17 protein-coding genes are annotated in these 16,695 nt (G+C 69.9%); 6 read left to right on the forward strand and 11 right to left on the reverse strand.

Going from position 1 to position 16,695, the window contains the following annotated elements; genetic code table 11:
* On the forward strand, window positions 1-181 hold a 181-nt coding region (locus VN779_RS10575; protein WP_325722288.1), incomplete at its 5' end, for a response regulator.
* Window positions 182-241: 60 nt separating this feature from the next.
* Here VN779_RS10575 and VN779_RS10580 read toward each other — a convergent pair.
* From VN779_RS10580 to VN779_RS10595, 4 genes are all read right to left on the reverse strand, one after another.
* Window positions 242-2,815, reverse strand: a complete 2,574-nt coding sequence (locus tag VN779_RS10580; RefSeq protein ID WP_325722289.1) for a SpoIIE family protein phosphatase — start codon at window positions 2,813-2,815, stop codon at window positions 242-244.
* Between the two features lie 273 nt (window positions 2,816-3,088).
* Window positions 3,089-4,147 carry a SigB/SigF/SigG family RNA polymerase sigma factor gene (locus VN779_RS10585; protein ID WP_325722290.1) on the reverse strand — a complete coding sequence of 353 codons (1,059 nt, stop codon included), beginning with the start codon at window positions 4,145-4,147 and terminating at the stop codon, window positions 3,089-3,091.
* Window positions 4,147-4,572: an ATP-binding protein gene (locus VN779_RS10590; protein WP_325722291.1), complete on the reverse strand. Its 426-nt coding sequence runs from the start codon at window positions 4,570-4,572 to the stop codon at window positions 4,147-4,149. Before VN779_RS10590 ends, VN779_RS10585 begins: the two co-directional genes overlap by 1 nt.
* Window positions 4,573-4,709: 137 nt before the next feature.
* Complete coding sequence (locus VN779_RS10595) at window positions 4,710-5,048, reverse strand: STAS domain-containing protein (protein ID WP_325722292.1); 339 nt, start codon at window positions 5,046-5,048, stop codon at window positions 4,710-4,712.
* Window positions 5,049-5,421: 373 nt separating this feature from the next.
* On the opposite strand from VN779_RS10595, the gene VN779_RS10600 reads away from it, so the two are divergent.
* The 3 genes from VN779_RS10600 to VN779_RS10610 all read left to right on the forward strand — a co-directional run bounded on the left by VN779_RS10600 (window position 5,422) and on the right by VN779_RS10610 (window position 9,156).
* Entirely contained in the window at window positions 5,422-5,820 is a 399-nt protein-coding gene (locus VN779_RS10600) for a WhiB family transcriptional regulator (protein WP_325722293.1), read from the forward strand.
* Window positions 5,821-5,908: 88 nt separating this feature from the next.
* Window positions 5,909-6,691: a beta-phosphoglucomutase family hydrolase gene (locus VN779_RS10605; RefSeq protein WP_325722294.1), complete on the forward strand. Its 783-nt coding sequence runs from the start codon at window positions 5,909-5,911 to the stop codon at window positions 6,689-6,691.
* Window positions 6,688-9,156, forward strand: coding sequence for a glycoside hydrolase family 65 protein (locus VN779_RS10610; protein ID WP_325722295.1), 2,469 nt, complete (start codon window positions 6,688-6,690; stop codon window positions 9,154-9,156). Before VN779_RS10605 ends, VN779_RS10610 begins: the two co-directional genes overlap by 4 nt.
* A gap of 97 nt (window positions 9,157-9,253) precedes the next feature.
* On the opposite strand, the gene VN779_RS10615 is transcribed toward VN779_RS10610, so the two are convergent.
* Together VN779_RS10615 and VN779_RS10620 are read right to left on the reverse strand one after the other, a co-directional pair.
* A complete protein-coding gene (locus VN779_RS10615; protein ID WP_325722296.1) occupies window positions 9,254-9,754 on the reverse strand; it encodes a hypothetical protein in 501 nt (166 codons plus the stop codon).
* A 189-nt stretch (window positions 9,755-9,943) separates the two neighbouring features.
* On the reverse strand, window positions 9,944-10,624 hold the full coding sequence (locus tag VN779_RS10620; protein ID WP_325722297.1) for a hypothetical protein: 681 nt from the start codon (window positions 10,622-10,624) through the stop codon (window positions 9,944-9,946).
* A 277-nt stretch (window positions 10,625-10,901) separates the two neighbouring features.
* Here VN779_RS10620 and VN779_RS10625 point away from each other — a divergent pair, with 277 nt between their 5' ends.
* Window positions 10,902-11,519: a hypothetical protein gene (locus tag VN779_RS10625; RefSeq protein ID WP_325722298.1), complete on the forward strand. Its 618-nt coding sequence runs from the start codon at window positions 10,902-10,904 to the stop codon at window positions 11,517-11,519.
* 285 nt (window positions 11,520-11,804) lie between these two features.
* Here the strand turns inward: VN779_RS10625 and ligD are convergent, their stop codons facing one another.
* The 5 genes from ligD to VN779_RS10650 form a co-directional block, all read right to left on the reverse strand.
* The gene (gene ligD, locus VN779_RS10630) at window positions 11,805-12,731 is read right to left on the reverse strand and encodes a non-homologous end-joining DNA ligase (RefSeq protein WP_325722299.1); all 927 of its coding nucleotides are present in this window, start codon (window positions 12,729-12,731) and stop codon (window positions 11,805-11,807) included.
* Window positions 12,728-13,153, reverse strand: coding sequence for a hypothetical protein (locus tag VN779_RS10635; RefSeq protein ID WP_325722300.1), 426 nt, complete (start codon window positions 13,151-13,153; stop codon window positions 12,728-12,730). Before VN779_RS10635 ends, ligD begins: the two co-directional genes overlap by 4 nt.
* 180 nt (window positions 13,154-13,333) lie before the next feature.
* The gene (locus VN779_RS10640; protein ID WP_325722301.1) at window positions 13,334-13,876 is read right to left on the reverse strand and encodes a helix-turn-helix transcriptional regulator; all 543 of its coding nucleotides are present in this window, start codon (window positions 13,874-13,876) and stop codon (window positions 13,334-13,336) included.
* A 198-nt stretch (window positions 13,877-14,074) separates the two neighbouring features.
* The gene (locus VN779_RS10645; protein WP_325722302.1) at window positions 14,075-14,440 is read right to left on the reverse strand and encodes a plasmid stabilization protein; all 366 of its coding nucleotides are present in this window, start codon (window positions 14,438-14,440) and stop codon (window positions 14,075-14,077) included.
* Window positions 14,441-14,558: 118 nt separating this feature from the next.
* Complete coding sequence (locus VN779_RS10650) at window positions 14,559-15,080, reverse strand: sugar:proton symporter (RefSeq protein WP_325722303.1); 522 nt, start codon at window positions 15,078-15,080, stop codon at window positions 14,559-14,561.
* Window positions 15,081-15,247: 167 nt separating this feature from the next.
* On the opposite strand from VN779_RS10650, the gene VN779_RS10655 reads away from it, so the two are divergent.
* Window positions 15,248-16,695 (forward strand): AlkA N-terminal domain-containing protein (locus VN779_RS10655; RefSeq protein WP_325722304.1); only part of this gene is annotated, 1,448 nt, incomplete at its 3' end.

Genomic DNA, 16,695 nt, shown 5'->3' on the forward strand with positions numbered 1-16,695 from the left:
GGCCACCGAGTACATCCGCAGCCTTGACCGGTTCGCCGAGCTCCCGATCATCGCGGTGACCGCCAAGGCGATGCGCGGGGACCGGGAACGCAGCCTCGCCGCCGGCGCGAACGAGCACGTGGCCAAGCCGGTCGAGGTGGATGTGCTGCTCACCATGATCGGCTCGATGATCTCCGGCTAAGCCACGCTCGGCGGCCGGGTTGACGGCCGGGTTGACGGCCGCCGAGCGCTGCCGCCGCGATCAGGTGAACCGGACGGCCAGGATGCAGGTGTCGTCGTCGGTGTCGGACTTGATGCGCTGCAAGATCCGGTCCACGTAGACGTTCAGGTCCGGCTCCGCGGTCGAAGCTTCGGCGAGCAGACGCCCGACGTTCTCGTCCGGGGTGTGCCGGCGCCGTTCGATCAGGCCGTCGGTGTAGAGGAGCAGGATGTCGTCCTGCGCCAACTCGATGGCGACCTCTTCGTACTGGCTGTTCGGATCCACGCCGAGCATCGTGCCGACGGGTCTCGGAATCGTCGCCGCCCGGCCGCCGCGCACCAGCACCGGGCTCGGGTGCCCGGCGTTGGCGATGCTCAGGCGCCGGTCGGCTGGGTCGTAGAGGGCCGCGCAGGCGCTGGCGAGGGTGAAGTTGGGCAGCGAACAGGTCACCCCGTTCAGCCACTGCATCAGCTGTTCGCTGTCCGCGCCGGTGAGGGCGAGGCCGTGCAGCGCGTGGAAGAGCTGCGCCATCGCGGTCGCGGCGGCGAAGCCGTGCCCGGCGATGTCGCCGACGGTGAGCAGCAGCCGGTTGTCCGGCAGCGGCAGGACGCCGTACCAGTCTCCGCCGAGGCCGGCGCCCGGACTGGCCGGCCGGTACCGCGCGGCGATCTCCAGCCCGGCGGAGCGCGGCACACGCACCGGCTCGACCGGCATGATCACCTGCTGGAGCAGGGTGGCCAGCTGGCGCTCCGACTCGGCGCGGCTGCGCTGAGCCGCCAGCTGGATGTGCGCGATCTCCAGCGCGGTCTGCGCCCGGCGCTGCTCGGTGACGTCCTGGACGGTGCCGAAGACCGAGGTGACCGCGCCGCCGTGGCCGACGATCGGCTCCCCGGCGATGCGCACGTGCCGGACCGCTCCGTCCGGGCGCACGACCCGGAACTCGCCCTGCGCTTGCCGGCCGCCGCGCAGCAGCGTACGCATGAGCCGGTCGTGCTCCAGCTGATCATCGGGATGCACGCTGTACGGCGGCCGCTCTTCGGGGATCGGGCCTGGCGGCGTACGCGAACCGAAGGCCATCAGGGCTTCGGGCGACCAGTGCACCTCACGGGTCGCCGCGTCCCACTCCCAGGAGCCGGTCTCAGCCATTCGGCGCAGTCGCGCGGACACTGCCTCCTCGTCACCGTGCTGCTCGCCGACTGGGCGCAGCGTGAGATAGAGCAGCGATTCGGCCAATCGGGTGGCGCTGATCGAGATGGCGCGACTGCGGCCGCCGTTGTCGCCGGGTCCGAGGTACGTGTGCGCGGGGTCCCGGAACGGCGTTCCGGTGACCAGCACCTCACGGAACGCGTCGAACGCCCCGGAGGTGGCGATCCACGGCAGCGCCTCGGTCAGCCTGCGGCCGGCCGGTTCCGGTGCCGCGACCCCGCCGCTGATCAGCTCGCGGGCGGCCCGGTTGAGGGCGATGATCCGCAGCCCGCCTATCGTGGCGTGCTCGCTCGCCCGCAGTTGCGTCGCGGCATCCGAGGCTTCTGAACGAGCGCCGGATTTGTCACCAGCACCGGGTTTGTCACCAGCACTGTGTTTGTCAACAGCACTGTGCTTTTCAACAGCACTGGGCTCGTTCGGCGTGGGCGCGACGAGCAGCGCGGGTTCCCAGGTCGAGTCGATGATCTCCCGCAGCTGGTCGAGCGCGACCGCGTCCTCGATGGCCGCACGCCGCTGCGAGGGTTCGGCGGCCAGCCGGCGGGCCCGCACCACCGCCTGCGCCGCGGGCTCGACCAGCCCGACGATCTCGCGCCGGACGTCGGCGGTGAACGCGGTGTTCGCCGGCCAGCCCACTTCGAGCGCGCCGATGAGTCCGCGGCCGATGCGCAGCGGGACCGCGACGCGCACCGGGTTCGGCGAGGTTCCGCCGGCCCCGGCCGGACCGAGCACAAACGGTGCGCGGGCGCCTTCCTGCCCCGCTCCCCCGACGGCGTCGGCCCAGGTCGCGGCCTGCTCCCGGACACACGCGTTGAGCAGACAATTCATCTGCGGCGGGATGCGCCGCCATTGGCTGACCACCCGCAGCGGCAGGCCCGCGGACCCGATCAGCTCCAGCGCGCCGTCCGGCTCGAGCAACGCGATCGCCACCTCCGCCGCGCCGGACCACGCAAGCGTGTCGCCCAGCAGCAGCCTGGCCAGCTCGTCGCCGTCCCGGGCGCGCTGAAGTCTGCCGGCACCCGGTCCGTAAACCGGGACGGCCTCCTGCATCTGCACACGGGTGCGCGCCTGAGTCTGCTGGCCGACCAGTTCCCCGGCCACCTCCAGCAGATCGCGCCCGGACCGCCGTTCGATCTCGAGCAGCTGGTCGAAGGCCTCTTTCGGGTCGCACTCAAGCCGCGCGGCCAACACCCCGATCGCCTGGTCGATCAGCCCGTGCTCAAGGAACCTCGCTTGGAGCGCGGCCTCCGCGTGCCGCTGTTCCTCGATGACCCTGGTAAGCACTTCGACAGGCGCGCTCACACCGGCGCGCGGCGCCTGCTGCGGGCCGGGCTGCGGCGCCGCCGAACGATCGCGGTCAGGGGGCGTGCTCGCGGCGGACGCGTCACGCGGCGCGTCGCCTGATTGAGCCATCTCCCCTCCCCTTCCAGGGCTGATAGTGGGTGCCGATCCGTTGCATTATGCAGGACGAAGTCGGCTCAGTCAGCGCACGCGCTCCAGTCTGCCCGGTGCACCTGAAGGCAGCGGGTAGCACGGGCCGGATCGGTTGTATCAGGACACGGACAGTCACTGCTCGGCGGCTTGTGCGGCGGCGCGCAACGCGCCTCACGCGACGCTCCTGGGAACGCGCCACAGGCCGGTTCGCGCCTGGCATGATCGCGCGAACCGGCCTGCCGCAGAGCCTGGTTACTCGAAACCGGCTCGCAGGTCCTCGAGGATCCGGGTGAGCAGCCGGGAAACCTGCATCTGTGAAACGTGCAGCTCCTCGCCTATCTGCGACTGCGTCATGCCGCGGAAGAAGCGCATCATCAGGATCCGCTTGTCCCGCTCCCCGAGCTTGGCCAGCAGCGGCTTGAGCACCTCACGGTTGACCACCGCCTCGAAGCGCGGGTCCTCGCCGCCGACGAACTCGGCCAGGCTGGCACCCTCCGCGGCGTCCACGCGCACCGGCCGGTCCAGCGAGGCCGTCGTGTACGCCGAGGCCGCGTCCATCGCCTCGATGACCTCTTCCGGGGTCGCCTTGACCCGGTCGGCCAGCTCGGCGACGCTCGGCGAGCGGCCGAGTTCCTGAGTGAGCGCCTCGGTTACCTTGCGCAGCGCGCTGGAGAGCTCCTGCATGCGGCGCGGTACGTGCACGTCCCAGGTTGCGTCCCGGAAGTAACGCTTGATCTCGCCCATGATCATCGGCGTGGCATAGCCGAGGAATCCGGTGCCGTGCTCCGGGTCGAAGTTGTCCACCGCCTTGACCAGGCCGAGGTAGGCGACCTGCACGAAGTCTTCGACTACCTCGCCGTGTCCGCCGTAGCGCGCGGCTATCCGGCGGGCGTACGCCATGTGGTCCTCGATCACCTCGGCGCGCAACCGCTCTCGTACCGGATCACCCGGCGGCAGCGTGCGCATCCGACGGAATATCCGCATCGTCTCGGCACGCCGCTCGGCGTGCGGGGACACGGGCTCGGCCGGTGTTGCGTCCGCGGCCGGATCGTCGGACGATTCGCCGCTCGGGTTATCCGCCTCGTCGTCCGGCTCGCCGTTCACGGCCGCCATCGCAGCGTCTGACGCGATGTCACTCGTTGCGGTGTCGTGCGGTGCAGTCTCATCTGTTGCGGTGTCGTTCGCCGTCGCGGCACCCGGGTCAGCCCCGCCCGAGCTGGACGGCCGCGCCTTCGACTGCCCGGCGGCTGGGGCGACCGGGTCGCCCTCCAGCTCCTTATCCTGCACTTTCACCGCTTCCGCCCGGCCCATCAGCTGCTCCGCACCGTCAGGTGCTTGACCAAGGTGAGCGTGGCGACACCGTGCTCCGCCTTCCAGGTCAGCTCGTCAACCAACGCGCTGAGCATGATCCAGCCGATGTCGTCCACGTCCGGCTCGACCGAGGTCGCGGCCGGCGCGCTGACCGTCACCGCCAGTGCGGCCGACTGCTCTTCGAAGCGGCACTCGAGCAGTTCGCCCGACACGCCGAAGCCCGGGGAGAGCAGGAAGAGTCCGCAGGCCTCGTCCACCGCGAGGCGCAGGTCGGTCAGCTCGGCCACGGACAGCCCGAGCCTGGCCGCGATGTGCCCGGCCACCGAGCGCGCCAGCACGACCTGCTCGCGGTCCGCGGGAATCGACAGCACCACGGTTCGCGGCCCGGGCAGCCGATCGGGTCCGGCCGGGTTGTCCTCGTGCATCGTTCTGCTTCCCTCCGAGTTGCCGGCAGTTCGATTCGGCGTGTTGCGGATGTGGATGTCGCTGTGGATCTTGGTTCGGAACGGCGAGCCGAAGCTCTGGACAGCGTTCCAGCTCTTGGAGCGTCGGTGAACCGGACTCAGCCTTTCAGGGCTTCGTCGACCGTGTCACGGGTGCGCAGATGGTCGCCGGTACCGGCCAGCTCCAGCACCCGCTGTACCGCCTGCTGCGGGGCGACGAGGCGGAACTCGGCTCCGCCCGAGGTGGCCCGGTTGTTGGCTTGGAGCAGGACGCGCAGGCCGCTGGAGTCCAGGAAGCTGATCTCGGTGCCGTCGAGCACCACGACCGTCTGCGGCACCAGCAGCGGCTCGAGTTCGCTCCAGAGCCGGTCCGAGGTGGCCAGGTCGAGTTCGCCGCGCACGGTGACCACGTAGTGGCCCTGACCTGAATCGCCGACGCTGACGGCAAAACGGTCCATCGGTGCAATCCCCTTGTATTCGTGGTCGTACGAAATGGACCCCTGCCGTCCACCATACTGCCGGCCGGCCGCCGCGCCGGGTGGCCGGTCGACTGCCAGGTCCGGTCGGCCGGTACCCGCCTCGGTGCTGCCGGTTATCGGCACACGTCTCACCCCAACTCTGTCGAGCGTTGGGCCCTCCTAACCGCAATCCGCCCGGGCAAACCTGTGAATCCTGTGTGCGAAGCGATAAACCCCGTCCGCGGCGCGCTGAACCACACTCTGGTACCGAATCGTGGCATTCACCGCACGACATCGGCGGTTTGCGACCGCGCGAAACGGAGAGTTCGGCGAGGGTCCACCGCCTCGTCCGCACTCCTGGGAAGGAGCAGCCATGTCCCCGGTTCAAGCCCCCGCGCTCATTCGCCCCTCGGCGCCGGCCTATGAGGCATCGCCGGCCGCGGGTTCGCGCCCCGCCACTCGCGCGGCCCGCCCGCGCAAGGCCGCGGTCCCATATCCCCACCCGGACGACGACTGGCAGGAGCGCGGCGCCTGCCGCAGTGCGAACCCGTCGCTGTTCTTCGCGCCCGATCATGAGAGCAATCATCAGCGCCGGTTCCGGGAGACCGCGGCGAAGGCGATCTGCGGGCACTGCCCGGTGCGCGCCATCTGCCGGGCGTACGCGTTGCAGACCGGCGAGCTATACGGCATCTGGGGCGGCACGACCGAGCGCGAACGGATGCAGGCGAACGCGCACCACCGCCAGACAGCCGCCGAGAGCGTCCGGAAATAGGCTGCAAGCAAGCGAGCGGCGCCCGTGAGCCAAAGCGCCGCCGGCGCATGTACCGTGCCCGGCCCGAAGGACGCGAAGGAGCCTCCACGTGACCACACCACAGACCGACTCGCCGCAAGCTTCCGGAATCGGCCTGGACGGGTCGATCCGGGTCTGTCTTTTTGATATGGACGGCGTGCTGACCAAGACGGCTACCGTGCACGCGACCGCCTGGAAGCAGACTTTCGACGCGCTACTGCGCGCTCGCAGTGCGCGCGACTCGCGTCCGTTCGAGCCGTTCGATGATGTGAAGGACTACGAGCAGTACGTGGACGGCAAGCCGCGGGCTGACGGAGTGCGCTCTTTCCTCATGTCGCGCGGCATCGACCTGCCTGAGGGCACCCCGGACGATCCGCCTACCGCCGAGACCGTCCAGGGCGTCGGTAACGCAAAGAACGATGCATTCAACAAGCTGCTGGAGTCACAGGGCGTCGAGCGGTACGAGGGCTCGGTGCGCTACGTACAGGCCGTGCGTGCAGCCGGTCTGCGCACCGGCGTGGTCACGTCGAGCGCGAACTGCGACGCGGTGCTGAAGGCCGCGAACATGGCAGACCTCTTCGACGCCACCTTCGACGGCAACGACTTGCGTGAGCACAACCTGCTCGGCAAGCCGGCTCCGGACAGCTATCTGGCCGCGGCACGGGCGCTGGGCGCCGAGGCGGCGCAGGCCGCGGTGTTCGACGACGCGCAGGCCGGGGTGGCAGCGGGCCGGGCCGGCGATTTCGGCAAGGTGATCGGCGTGGACCGGCTCGGGCAGCGCGAGGCGCTGTTTGAGCACGGGGCCGACATCGTGGTCGGCGACCTCGATCAACTGTTGGCGGCGGCCCGGTGATCGAGCATCCCGTCTTCCAGACCGAGCCCTGGTGCCTGCGCGAATCCAAGCTCGACCTCGATCTGATGCCGCATTCCGAGTCGCTGTTCGCCTTGTCGAACGGGCACATCGGCTGGCGCGGCAACCTGGACGAAGGCGAGCCGCACGGGTTGCCCGGCGCATACCTCAACGGCGTGTACGAGCTGCGCCCCCTCCCCTACGCCGAAGCCGGCTATGGCTACCCGGATTCCGGCGAGACCCTGATCAACATCACCAATGGCAAGCTCATCCGGCTGCTGGTCGATGACGAGCCGTTCGACGTGCGCTACGGAAAGCTGCACTCCCACGAACGCACCCTCGACCTGCGCGCGGGCGTGCTGCGCCGCGAGGCCGAGTGGGAGTCCCCGGCCGGGCGCACGGTCCGGGTCCGCTCAACCCGGCTGGTCTCGCTGACGCAGCGTTCGATCGCGGCGGTCTGCTTCGAGGTGGAAGCGGTGGACGGCCCGGCCCGGGTGGTGTTGCAGTCGGAGTTGATCGCGAACGAGGAACAGCCGCCGGCCGCCGCGGATCCACGCGCCGCCGCGGCGCTTTCCTCGCCGCTCGAGGGCGATCTGAACGAAGAATTCGGCGAAGAACAGATCACCATGGTGCACACGGTGCGCCGCAGCAAGCTGCGGGTGGCAGCGGCGATGGGCCATGTCGTCGAAGGGCCGCAGAGCACGCGCAGCAAGGCGGTCAGCAACCCAGACCTGGGCCGGTACACGATCGCCGCACTAATTCAGCCCGGCCAGACGCTGCGGCTGATCAAGTTCGTCGCTTACGGCTGGTCCGCGGCCCGATCGCTGCCCGCGGTGCGGGACCAGGTCGACGCAGCGCTCAGCGCGGTCCGGCAGACCGGCTGGGATGGGCTGCTCAAGGAGCAGCGCGCGTGCCTCGACACGTTCTGGTCGTGTGCGGACGTGGAGATCGAGGGCGATCCGGAGATCCAGCAGGCGGTCAGGTTCGCGCTGTTCCATCTCTTCCAGGCGGGCGTTCGGGCCGAGCAGCGGGCGATTCCGGCCAAGGGCCTGACCGGCAGCGGGTACGACGGTCACGCGTTCTGGGACACCGAGACCTTTGTACTGCAAGTGCTCACGTATACGGCCCCTTATGCGGTCGCGCACGCGCTGCGCTGGCGCCAGAGCACGCTGCCGGCGGCCCGCGAGCGGGCGAATCAGCTCGGCCTCGGCGGCGCGGCGTTCCCCTGGCGCACCATTTCTGGGCAGGAATGCTCCGGCTACTGGCCGGCGGGTACCGCGGCCTTCCACATCAACGCGGACATCGCCGATGCCGTGGTGCGCTACCAGTTGGCCACGCACGACACCGGCTTCGAGCAGGAGGTCGGGCTGGAGCTGCTGGTGGAGACGGCGCGGCTGTGGTGTTCGCTCGGACACTTCGACGGCGCCGGCCAGTTCCGCATCGAGGGGGTGACCGGCCCCGACGAGTACAGCGCGCTGGCCGACAACAACGTCTACACGAACCTGATGGCGCAGCAGAACCTCACGGCCGCCGTGGACGCCGTGCAGCGCGATCCCGAGTGGGCGCACCGCTTCGACGTGACCCCGGACGAGGTAGACCACTGGCGCGCCGCGGCGAAGGGCATGTTCGTCCCCTACGACGAGACACGCGGGGTGCACCCGCAGGCCGAGGGCTTCACCGAGCACGAGTTCTGGGACTTCGAGAACACGAAGCCGGGCCAGTACCCGCTGTTGCTGCACTTCCCCTACTTCCAGCTGTACCGCAAGCAGGTGATCAAGCAGGCGGACCTGGTGCTGGCGCTGCACCTGCGCGGCGACGCCTTCGACCATCGGGACAAGGCGCGGGACTTCGAGTACTGCGAACCACTGACAGTGCGCGACTCGTCCTTGTCGGCGTGCAGCCAGGCGGTCATCGCGGCCGAGGTCGGGCATCTGCGGCTCGCGTACGACTACCTCGGCGAAGCCGCGCTGATGGACATCGACAACCTGGAGAAGAACACCGCCGACGGCCTGCATCTGGCCGCGCTCGCGGGAAGCTGGATCGCTTTGGTGGCCGGGTTCGGCGGGATGCGACACCGGGAGGACGGCCTGTACTTCGCGCCGCGGCTGCCCGCCGGCTGGGATCGGATGTGCTTCCGGCTGCTCCTGGACGGCAGGGTCCTGACGGTCGAGGTACGCAAGGATCAGGCCACGTACTCGCTTGCCGCGCAGCCTGCGCTTGACGGAAATCCAGAGGCGGACTCGATACCGCAGCTCGCCTCGGGAGCGCAACGCGCGGCAGGCTCCGACGACGCGGACGGCGAGGCACAGCCAGCCGATTCGCAGACCGGTGACGTACGTGTGGAGCTGCGCCACCACGGCCACAAGCTGACCGTCCTGGCCGGCGATTCGGTTACCGCCCCGATTCCGGAACCGATCGCACACCCCGCACCCAAGCAGCCACCGGGCCGCGAACCACAGCGGCGCTGAGGCCGACGCCACTGACGTCGACGAGACCTGGGACCAAGACGAATTGACCGGCCCGATTCACTCATCGGGCCGGTCGCCTGATCCGAGCCTTCGTCTATCAGTCGTCGAAGTCTGCGGCGTCCAGGCTCATGCCGGAATCGACGCCCTCGTCAGCTTCGGCGGCGCAGACGGCGCGTCCTGCCGACGAGATCCAAATGCGGTTGGCCAGGGCCACCGTCTCGCGCTCCTCGGCCGCGATGGCGAGCAGTTCCAACTCTTCGGTCACCACGTTGAGCAGCACCCGGGCCGCCTCGCCGCTGCGCTTCTCCTGGTCCTGGGCGCGCTCAAGCCGAAGCTGCGCCCGCGCGAGGCCATCGAGATCGCCGATGCGCTGCTCCTCACGCACCAGGATCTGGGCCGCCTGGCTGGCCGCGTGCGCGGAGGCGACTCCGAGCTCTGTCACGTGCTGGACGCGGGAAAGCTCCTCACCCCACACCCGGCAGACCTCTTGCTCGGCTTCGGCGACAGCCTGGTCCCGCGCCGCCCGGCCGAGTGCACGAAGGTACTCGTCCACCGCGGCTGCCGTGCGGCCCCTGCTGTTGCGCCTGATCTCACTCACCCGCTCGCCCCTTGCTCCCGCGATCGCTGTGGATCGCCGTCGGCTGACCAGGTCATCCGGATGCCCGGCGCGCTGCAATCGAAACGGCGCGGCGACCAGGATCGTTCAGTCGGCTCGGGATTGAGGGCGGTTGATGAAAGGAGCTGAGGTTACCGTTCGCAGGGGCCGGTTGCCCGCGGTTTCCCGCGCCTATTCGCCGCTGCTGGAACGCTTTCCGCGACGGCGGATCACCGCGACGAGGCCGACGAGCGCGGAACCGACGGCCGTTTCGCGCGGGTGCTTCTTCACGGCGTCGACGGCGCGGGCGCCCTTCTCGCGCACGGGCGGCGCAGCGGAGTGCCGGATCCGGCTGGCCAGCTGGCCGGCTTGCTGGCTGATGCGCTGCTTGGCTTGCGCGGCTCGGGTCTGCGCGTCGGTGACCGTGCCTTCCGCGGCTTCGCCCGCGAGGATCACGCGCTGTCCGGCGGCTTCACCGGCGTGGGCGACCTTCTCCCCCGCCGCCCCGCCGACCTGGGCCACACGTGCGGCCGCGACCTCGCCGGCGCGCGCCACCTTGTCACCAGCGGCCTCGCTCACCTGCGCGACGCGCTGGCCGAGGCGTTCTCCCACCGCGGCGATCGATCCCTTGGGCAGGCCGCTTTGTTCCGCTTCGGCATGAGCAGCTTCAACGGCGGCCTCGGTCTCGGCTTTGGTCGCCGCCTCCGCCTGCGCCTCGGCCCCAGCAGCCGCGTCCGCCTCAGCACCGGCAGCTTTGTCCTCGACAGCCGTGTCCGCGGCCTCCGGCTGCGCTGCCGGGATCGGCGCCACCTCCGGTTCAGCCGGGATGGCCTGCGCGTTCACATCATTCGCGGTTCCGTCGTCCTGCTCCACCGATACCGGTGCGTCCTCAGCCGCCGTCTGCTCAGGCGGACGGGACAGTTCATCGCTCATGTCGGCTGTGCCTCCCTCATATCGGCCCTCATCTTCGGGCAGGGCAAACCGGACCCCTTGCGAACTCCTAGACCCATAACCGCGTCCGCGCAAGTCATGCGCGCTCGGGGCTCATGGCCTGGCCGCACTCGGGTACTCGGTGGCGAATCTGACGGCCAGTCCGATACGGCCCGGCTCCCCGGGATCACGATCGCGGCCGGGAGGGAGAAACCGACCGATGAGACGCACCAGCTTCGTCGGCGCACTGATCGTGGTCACCCTTGGCGGCGTGTTCGCCTTCGCGATCCAGTCAAGTCCGAGGTGGCTCGACCTGCACGCGGCCGGACTGATCATGATGTTGGCGGGTATCGCCGACTTGGTGATCCGCTTCGTCCTGGGCGACAGCCCGCTGCTGGGCCACGAGGCCGCGGATGTCGCGGCCGTGGTGGAACCGCTGGGTGAGCCGGTCCTGGACGTTTTCGGCAATCCGATCACCGCCGCGCCGCCGCCCACGACGCTCCAGCCCCCGCCGCTGCTGGAGGTGCCCATGCCGTACGCCGCGCCGTCCAGCGACGATCCGGAGAGCGGCGACGGAACCGGCAGCAGCACCGTCGCGGGACACCACTTGGCGACGGTGAGCGCGACGGCTCCGGATGACACGCAGGACATCCCACTGGTCGACGGCACGGTGATCCGCCCGCTCGACCCGATGGAGCGCTACTCGGCGCACGATCGCGAAGTCCACGACCAGGTCGTGCGGCAGGTCGGCGACTACGAGGCACCGTCCTCACTGGCTCCGGTGTCGCCGCTGACCGGACGGCCGGTGCGCATGCTGCGGCGTCGTCGCCGCCTCTGAGCGCAGTTCCACAAGCGCCTAGGTGGAGCAGAACGACTGAGGGTGCCGCCCGAATCGGGCGGCACCCTCAGCCTTTGTCCGAAGTTGCTTTACTTTGCTGCTCTGTGCCCTGGTGGGAAGCGAGCAAGAATATGGGGCCCGCCGGGGGAGGGGGGAGGGCACCCGGCAGGCCCTGCGCCTCGACTAACCGCGAACCGTAGGGCTAAACGGGGGCCCGCCGAACTTGTCGCGGATTATTCGGCTGATCTTGGCTGTTCTATTCGCCAGTGGTGTCGTTCAGTGGTTTCAGTCGCCGCCATCGCTCGGCAGCGCGGGGCCGCCGCGCAGGATCGCCGCCGCGTCGCCGTCCCGCTCAACTCGAGCGAGCACGTCCGCCGCCTCGAAGACCAGCGAGCCCGGATCGCCCTTCTCTACTTCCTCCCAGCGCAGCGGCGTCGCGACCGTGGGCCGCGGCCGTGCGCGCAGCGAGTACGGCGCGACGGTCGTCTTCGGGCCGCTGTTCTGACTCCAGTCGATGAAAACCTTGCCCGGCCGCTGCGCCTTCGCCATCTGGGTCACCGCGAGATCAGGGTGCTGCTCCTCCAGCGCGGTGGCGATGCGGTGTGCGTAGCGGGCGGCCTGCGCTGGCGGAGTCTCGCGGATCGGCGCGTAGAGGTGCATGCCCTTGCCACCGGACACGCCGGGGTACGCCGTGATGCCGTCCGCGTCGAGGGCCTCGCGCAGTAGCAGGGCGACTTGAACACATTCGGCAAGTCCCGCGGGTGCGCCGGGGTCGAGGTCGAAGATGAGCCGGTCCACGCCGCGGGCGCCGCCACGTGGGCCAACGCGCCAAGGCGGCACATGCAGTTCGATCCCAGCCAGGTTCGCGGCCCAGGCCAGCGCCGCCGTCCCCTCGATCATGAGGTACCGCACCTTGTCGCGGTCCTTTGTGCTGTGTGGCGCGGCGAGGGTGACAGTACGCAGCCAAGACGGCGTACTCGGCGGGGCGTTCTTGTTGAAGAATCCGGACTCGCCGGTCCCGTCCGGGAAGCGCTTCAGCGTCACGGGACGCCCGGCGAGGTGCGGCAGCAAAGCCGGCGCGATGCGGCGGTAGTAGTCGACCATGTCGCCTTTGGTGAAACCCGCCTCGGGAAACAGGACCTTGTCCTGGTTGGTGAGGCGTACCCGGTGCTCGTCGATGCTGACGAGGGTGCCCGAGTCGCGGGCAGTCACGGCCGTTTCCAGCCGTCCGCCCACGGTGCCGCGTCCGCCACAGCATCCGGATCAGCGAGCAACTCGGGAGACCCGTCGTCGGCGCGGGTCTGCGCGATCGCCGGTCCCGGCGTCGGCCCCGGCAGCGGCGGCTCGGGGTCCGGGCCCGGCGGGCGCGGCGGCACCGGATCGGGCTCCGGTAGCGGCGGCGCCGGCTCCGGGCCACCTGGCCCCGGCACGGGCGGCACGGGGTCGGGTCCGGGCGGTCCCGGCGGCGGCGCGGGAACGGGATCCGGGCGGATGGGGTCCGGCCCGACCGGGTCAGGCTGCATAGGGTCGGGGGGATCGGGGGTCGGGCTGAGCGGATCGATCGGCTCGGGCCCGGGATGGCGCGCTACGTGCTCACCGGCGGTGATCGCATCGGTGAAGATCGCTTCAGTCATGCCTCGACGGCTACCCTGACGCCGCTGAGACATGCGCCGTCGGTGGCGGGCTGGAGCCGCTTGGTAGCTGTTTGCTGGTCGCGTTACGTCTGCACTCTCGGCCGGCTCGCTGTCGAACCGGCGCACGAGGGATGCATGGTGCCGTGCCGCAGAGCCGCGCGGACGCGGTTGATTCGCGTACTAGCGCTTCGCGGGGTTCCTGGCGACCAGTAGTCCGCTGCGGAAGGCCGTGTCCACGGCCTGGGCGCGCGAGCTGACGCCGAGCTTGACGTAGATCCGCCGCAGATGCGACTTGATCGTGTGCTGAGATACCCACAGTTTCCGGCCGACTTGGACGTCCGTCATGCCCACCGCCACGCCTTCCAGCACTTGGACTTCGCGGTAGGAGACATCCGGGTTCCAGGCCATCTTGCGGCGCGGGCCGAAGTCACCGCGGCAGTGTGCGATGGCGACCGCGTGTGCGGAGTTCATAGCGCCCAGCGCGTCGAGGATGTGCGCCATGTGGCTTTTGACCGTATGCCGGGCTATGCCCAGCTGCGCGGCCACTTCCTCGTTGGTCTTGCCGTCCGCGATCAGTGCCAGGACCTCGATCTCGCGGGCGGTCAGCGGCCGGCGCAGTCGGCGGGGCCGGGAGTCGCGCGATCGCGAGTCCGGCGCGGCGGGACGCGCGACGGGAAAGCGCGCTGTCCTAAGTGGCGGGGCGGTCGCCTCCGAAAGCGTCACCTGGCACCTCCAATGAAAAGCGAGCCGGCCGGTCGAACCTGCGGGGGTGGGGTCCGGGCTCCGGCTCCGGGTCGAAAGCAGCGCCGCTGTACCCCGAGATGCGTGAAGCATGCACACGGATTCGGACCGATTCGGATCGGTGTCACGGCGCCGCCCAGACCGGCATGTTCGACAGCTTGTACAACGAACGCGGTGTCCTCATGTGCGGCGACTACCGGAGGAGGAAAGCGCTCGTTCCAGCTGCGCCTTGTCCATCGTGGAGCGGCCCTTGATATCGCGGCGCTTGGCCTCCGCGTAAAGCTCGCGGTAGGTCTGGCCGGAGTTGGCGGAACCGCTGGGGCCGCGCGAGTTGCCGCCCGAGCGCTGGCCGCCGCGGCTGGACGGGGAGGGGCCACGCGTCGAGCTACGGCTGGAGGACTTGGCTTCACCGCTGCGAGCCCGCTCCTTGTTCACCGTGCGGGCGGCGATCTCCTTGGCGCGCTTCGGGCTCTCGCCCCGCTCGCGCGCGCTGCTCTCTATGTGCTCGTACTGCCGTTCCCGTTTCGGGCTCGATCCGCGCGGCATGACCGCCTCCTGGGATTCGAAGTTCTATCTATCAGGGCTTTGCTTTATTGGTTGGCTGGGGAAACGCTCAAGCCGCGGCGCGCGACGGTGCGCGCCACGGCTTGGCGGGTTTAGGGCGTCACCACTCGCGGTTGCGCGCCTCGAAGGCGTTTCGTTCCGGTCCGGGCGCGGGCGGGTTCACCTGCTCCACCACGGTCGGCGCCTCGACGATCTCCTGGCCCAAAAAGCCGGCCAGGACGAGCACGATCGAGCCGCCGAGCGCCAGCCAGGCGCCGACCTGCACGTTGTGCTGCGTCGAGCGGTAGACCTCGATGACGAAGAGCACGAACAGCACGATCCCGAGCGCTCCGGCCAGGCGGGTCAGCCAGCCGGTGCGGTCCACGAGGCCGACTAGCGCGACCAGCCCGAGCAGGATCGAGATGCCGCCGACGCTCTTGACGATGTCGTTCTGTGCGAAGAACTCGGTCTTGACCAAGGCGTGGTTGCTCAGGTCGGCCCCGGTGACGTCCCTGGTCCAGTCGAGGAACGCGGCTACGATCACCGCTGCGCAGCCGGCGAGCGTCAGCAGGAGTCGCCCGAAGTCGATCCCGGGACGGCTCCTCGCGGGGACGCCCGTTCGGTGCACGGTGTGCGTGCCCATCACAGCCACCTCCATCCAGTAAAGCTGTGAGCGTCAGGTAACCCGCGTCCGGTCGCCCAAACGGGCCAATGGTGCTTGATCAGCGGACGAGCCGCTGGATGGCGCCGGATCGTCGTGTCCGATTTCCGCTAGCACGGCACCGCCACTTGGCCGAGGATGGTGACGTGATGAGCGAAGACGCCAGGTACGAGGCGGTACGAGGCCGGGACGCGCGGTTCGACGGCGAGTTTTTCACTGCCGTGCTGACCACGGGCATCTATTGCCGGCCAAGCTGTCCCGCGATGACACCCAAGCGAGAGAACGTGCGGTTCTACCCGACCGCGGCCGCTGCGCAGGGCTCCGGATTCCGGGCTTGTAGGCGGTGTCGACCCGATGCGGTACCGGGTTCACCGCAGTGGAACGTGCGGGCCGATGCGGTAGGCCGCGCGATGCGGCTGATTGCAGACGGCGTCGTCGACCGCGAAGGCGTTCCCGGTCTCGCGACGCGGCTCGGGTACAGCGCGCGGCAAGTGCAGCGGCAGCTCAACGCGGAAGTCGGCGCTGGGCCGGTGGCGCTCGCTCGGGCCCAGCGTGCGCACACTGCCCGCGTGCTGTTGCAGACCACGCAGTTGCCGGTCTCGGAAGTGGCGTTCGCCGCCGGCTTTGACAGCATCCGGCAGTTCAACGACACGGTCCGGGCGATTTACGCGCTCACGCCGACGCAACTGCGGGAGGTGCGTCCGAAGCGGGATATCGCTGTGGCGCCCGTGATTTCGAGTTCGAGCACTGACGGAGAACAGCCGGGAGCGAACGGCGGCATTCCGCTGCGGCTCGCCTTCCGTGGCCCGTTCGCCGCTGCCGAGCTGTTCGACTTCCTCGGCCGGCGCGCGATCGCGGGCATTGAGGAGATGCTGGGCGAACACGGGGAGCGCACTTACCGCCGCACGCTGCGCCTGCCCGCGGGAGCGGCCATCGCCGAGGTCGACGAGCGGACCGGTGAGGGCGGTTGGCTTGAGTGCCGCCTGCATCTCGGCGCATTGCGCGACCTGACCGCCGGGATTCAACGGTTGCGGCGCCTGTTCGACCTCGACGCCGATCCCTACGCGGTAAGCGAGCGGCTCGGCGCGGACCCGGTGCTGGGGCCGCTGGTGCGCCGGCGGCCCGGATTGCGGGCTCCGGGCGCCGCGGACGCGGAAGAGTTGGCGGTGCGCGCGATCCTCGGCCAGCAGGTGACGGTGACAGCCGGGCGAAAGCTCGGCGAGGCATTGGTCGCGGCGTACGGCGAGTCGCTGCCGACGCCGAGCGGCGGTTTGACGCATCTCTTCCCGGCGCCCGCCGACCTGGCCGAGAATCCGCTGGCCGCGCTCGGCATGCCCGAAGCGCGGCGGGCGAGTTTGCGCACCCTCAGCGCGGCGCTGGCGGACGGCTCGCTGCGGCTCGATCCGGGCGTGGACCGCGACGAGTCTGAGCGGGACCTTCTCGCCCTGCGCGGGATCGGACCGTGGACGGCGCGGTACATCAGGATGCGTGGGCTCGGCGATCCGGACGTGCTCCTCGTCGGCGACGTGGCGATCAAGGCGGCGATGCTTCGCAACGGAGCCGTGGACGCAGACGCGCACGCCTGGCAGCCGTGGCG

It is taken from the genome of Actinocrinis sp. (assembly GCF_035605935.1).
GTDB lineage: Bacteria > Actinomycetota > Actinomycetes > Streptomycetales > Catenulisporaceae > Actinocrinis.

Coding starts and splice junctions, on each gene's coding strand:
- VN779_RS10580 (WP_325722289.1), bottom strand. CDS start 2,815: ATGGCTCAATCAGGCGACGCGCCGCGTGACGCGTCCGCCGCGAGCACG.
- VN779_RS10585 (WP_325722290.1), bottom strand. CDS start 4,147: ATGGGCCGGGCGGAAGCGGTGAAAGTGCAGGATAAGGAGCTGGAGGGC.
- VN779_RS10590 (WP_325722291.1), bottom strand. CDS start 4,572: ATGCACGAGGACAACCCGGCCGGACCCGATCGGCTGCCCGGGCCGCGA.
- VN779_RS10595 (WP_325722292.1), bottom strand. CDS start 5,048: ATGGACCGTTTTGCCGTCAGCGTCGGCGATTCAGGTCAGGGCCACTAC.
- VN779_RS10600 (WP_325722293.1), top strand. CDS start 5,422: ATGTCCCCGGTTCAAGCCCCCGCGCTCATTCGCCCCTCGGCGCCGGCC.
- VN779_RS10625 (WP_325722298.1), top strand. CDS start 10,902: ATGAGACGCACCAGCTTCGTCGGCGCACTGATCGTGGTCACCCTTGGC.
- VN779_RS10635 (WP_325722300.1), bottom strand. CDS start 13,153: ATGACTGAAGCGATCTTCACCGATGCGATCACCGCCGGTGAGCACGTA.
- VN779_RS10645 (WP_325722302.1), bottom strand. CDS start 14,440: ATGCCGCGCGGATCGAGCCCGAAACGGGAACGGCAGTACGAGCACATA.
- VN779_RS10650 (WP_325722303.1), bottom strand. CDS start 15,080: ATGGGCACGCACACCGTGCACCGAACGGGCGTCCCCGCGAGGAGCCGT.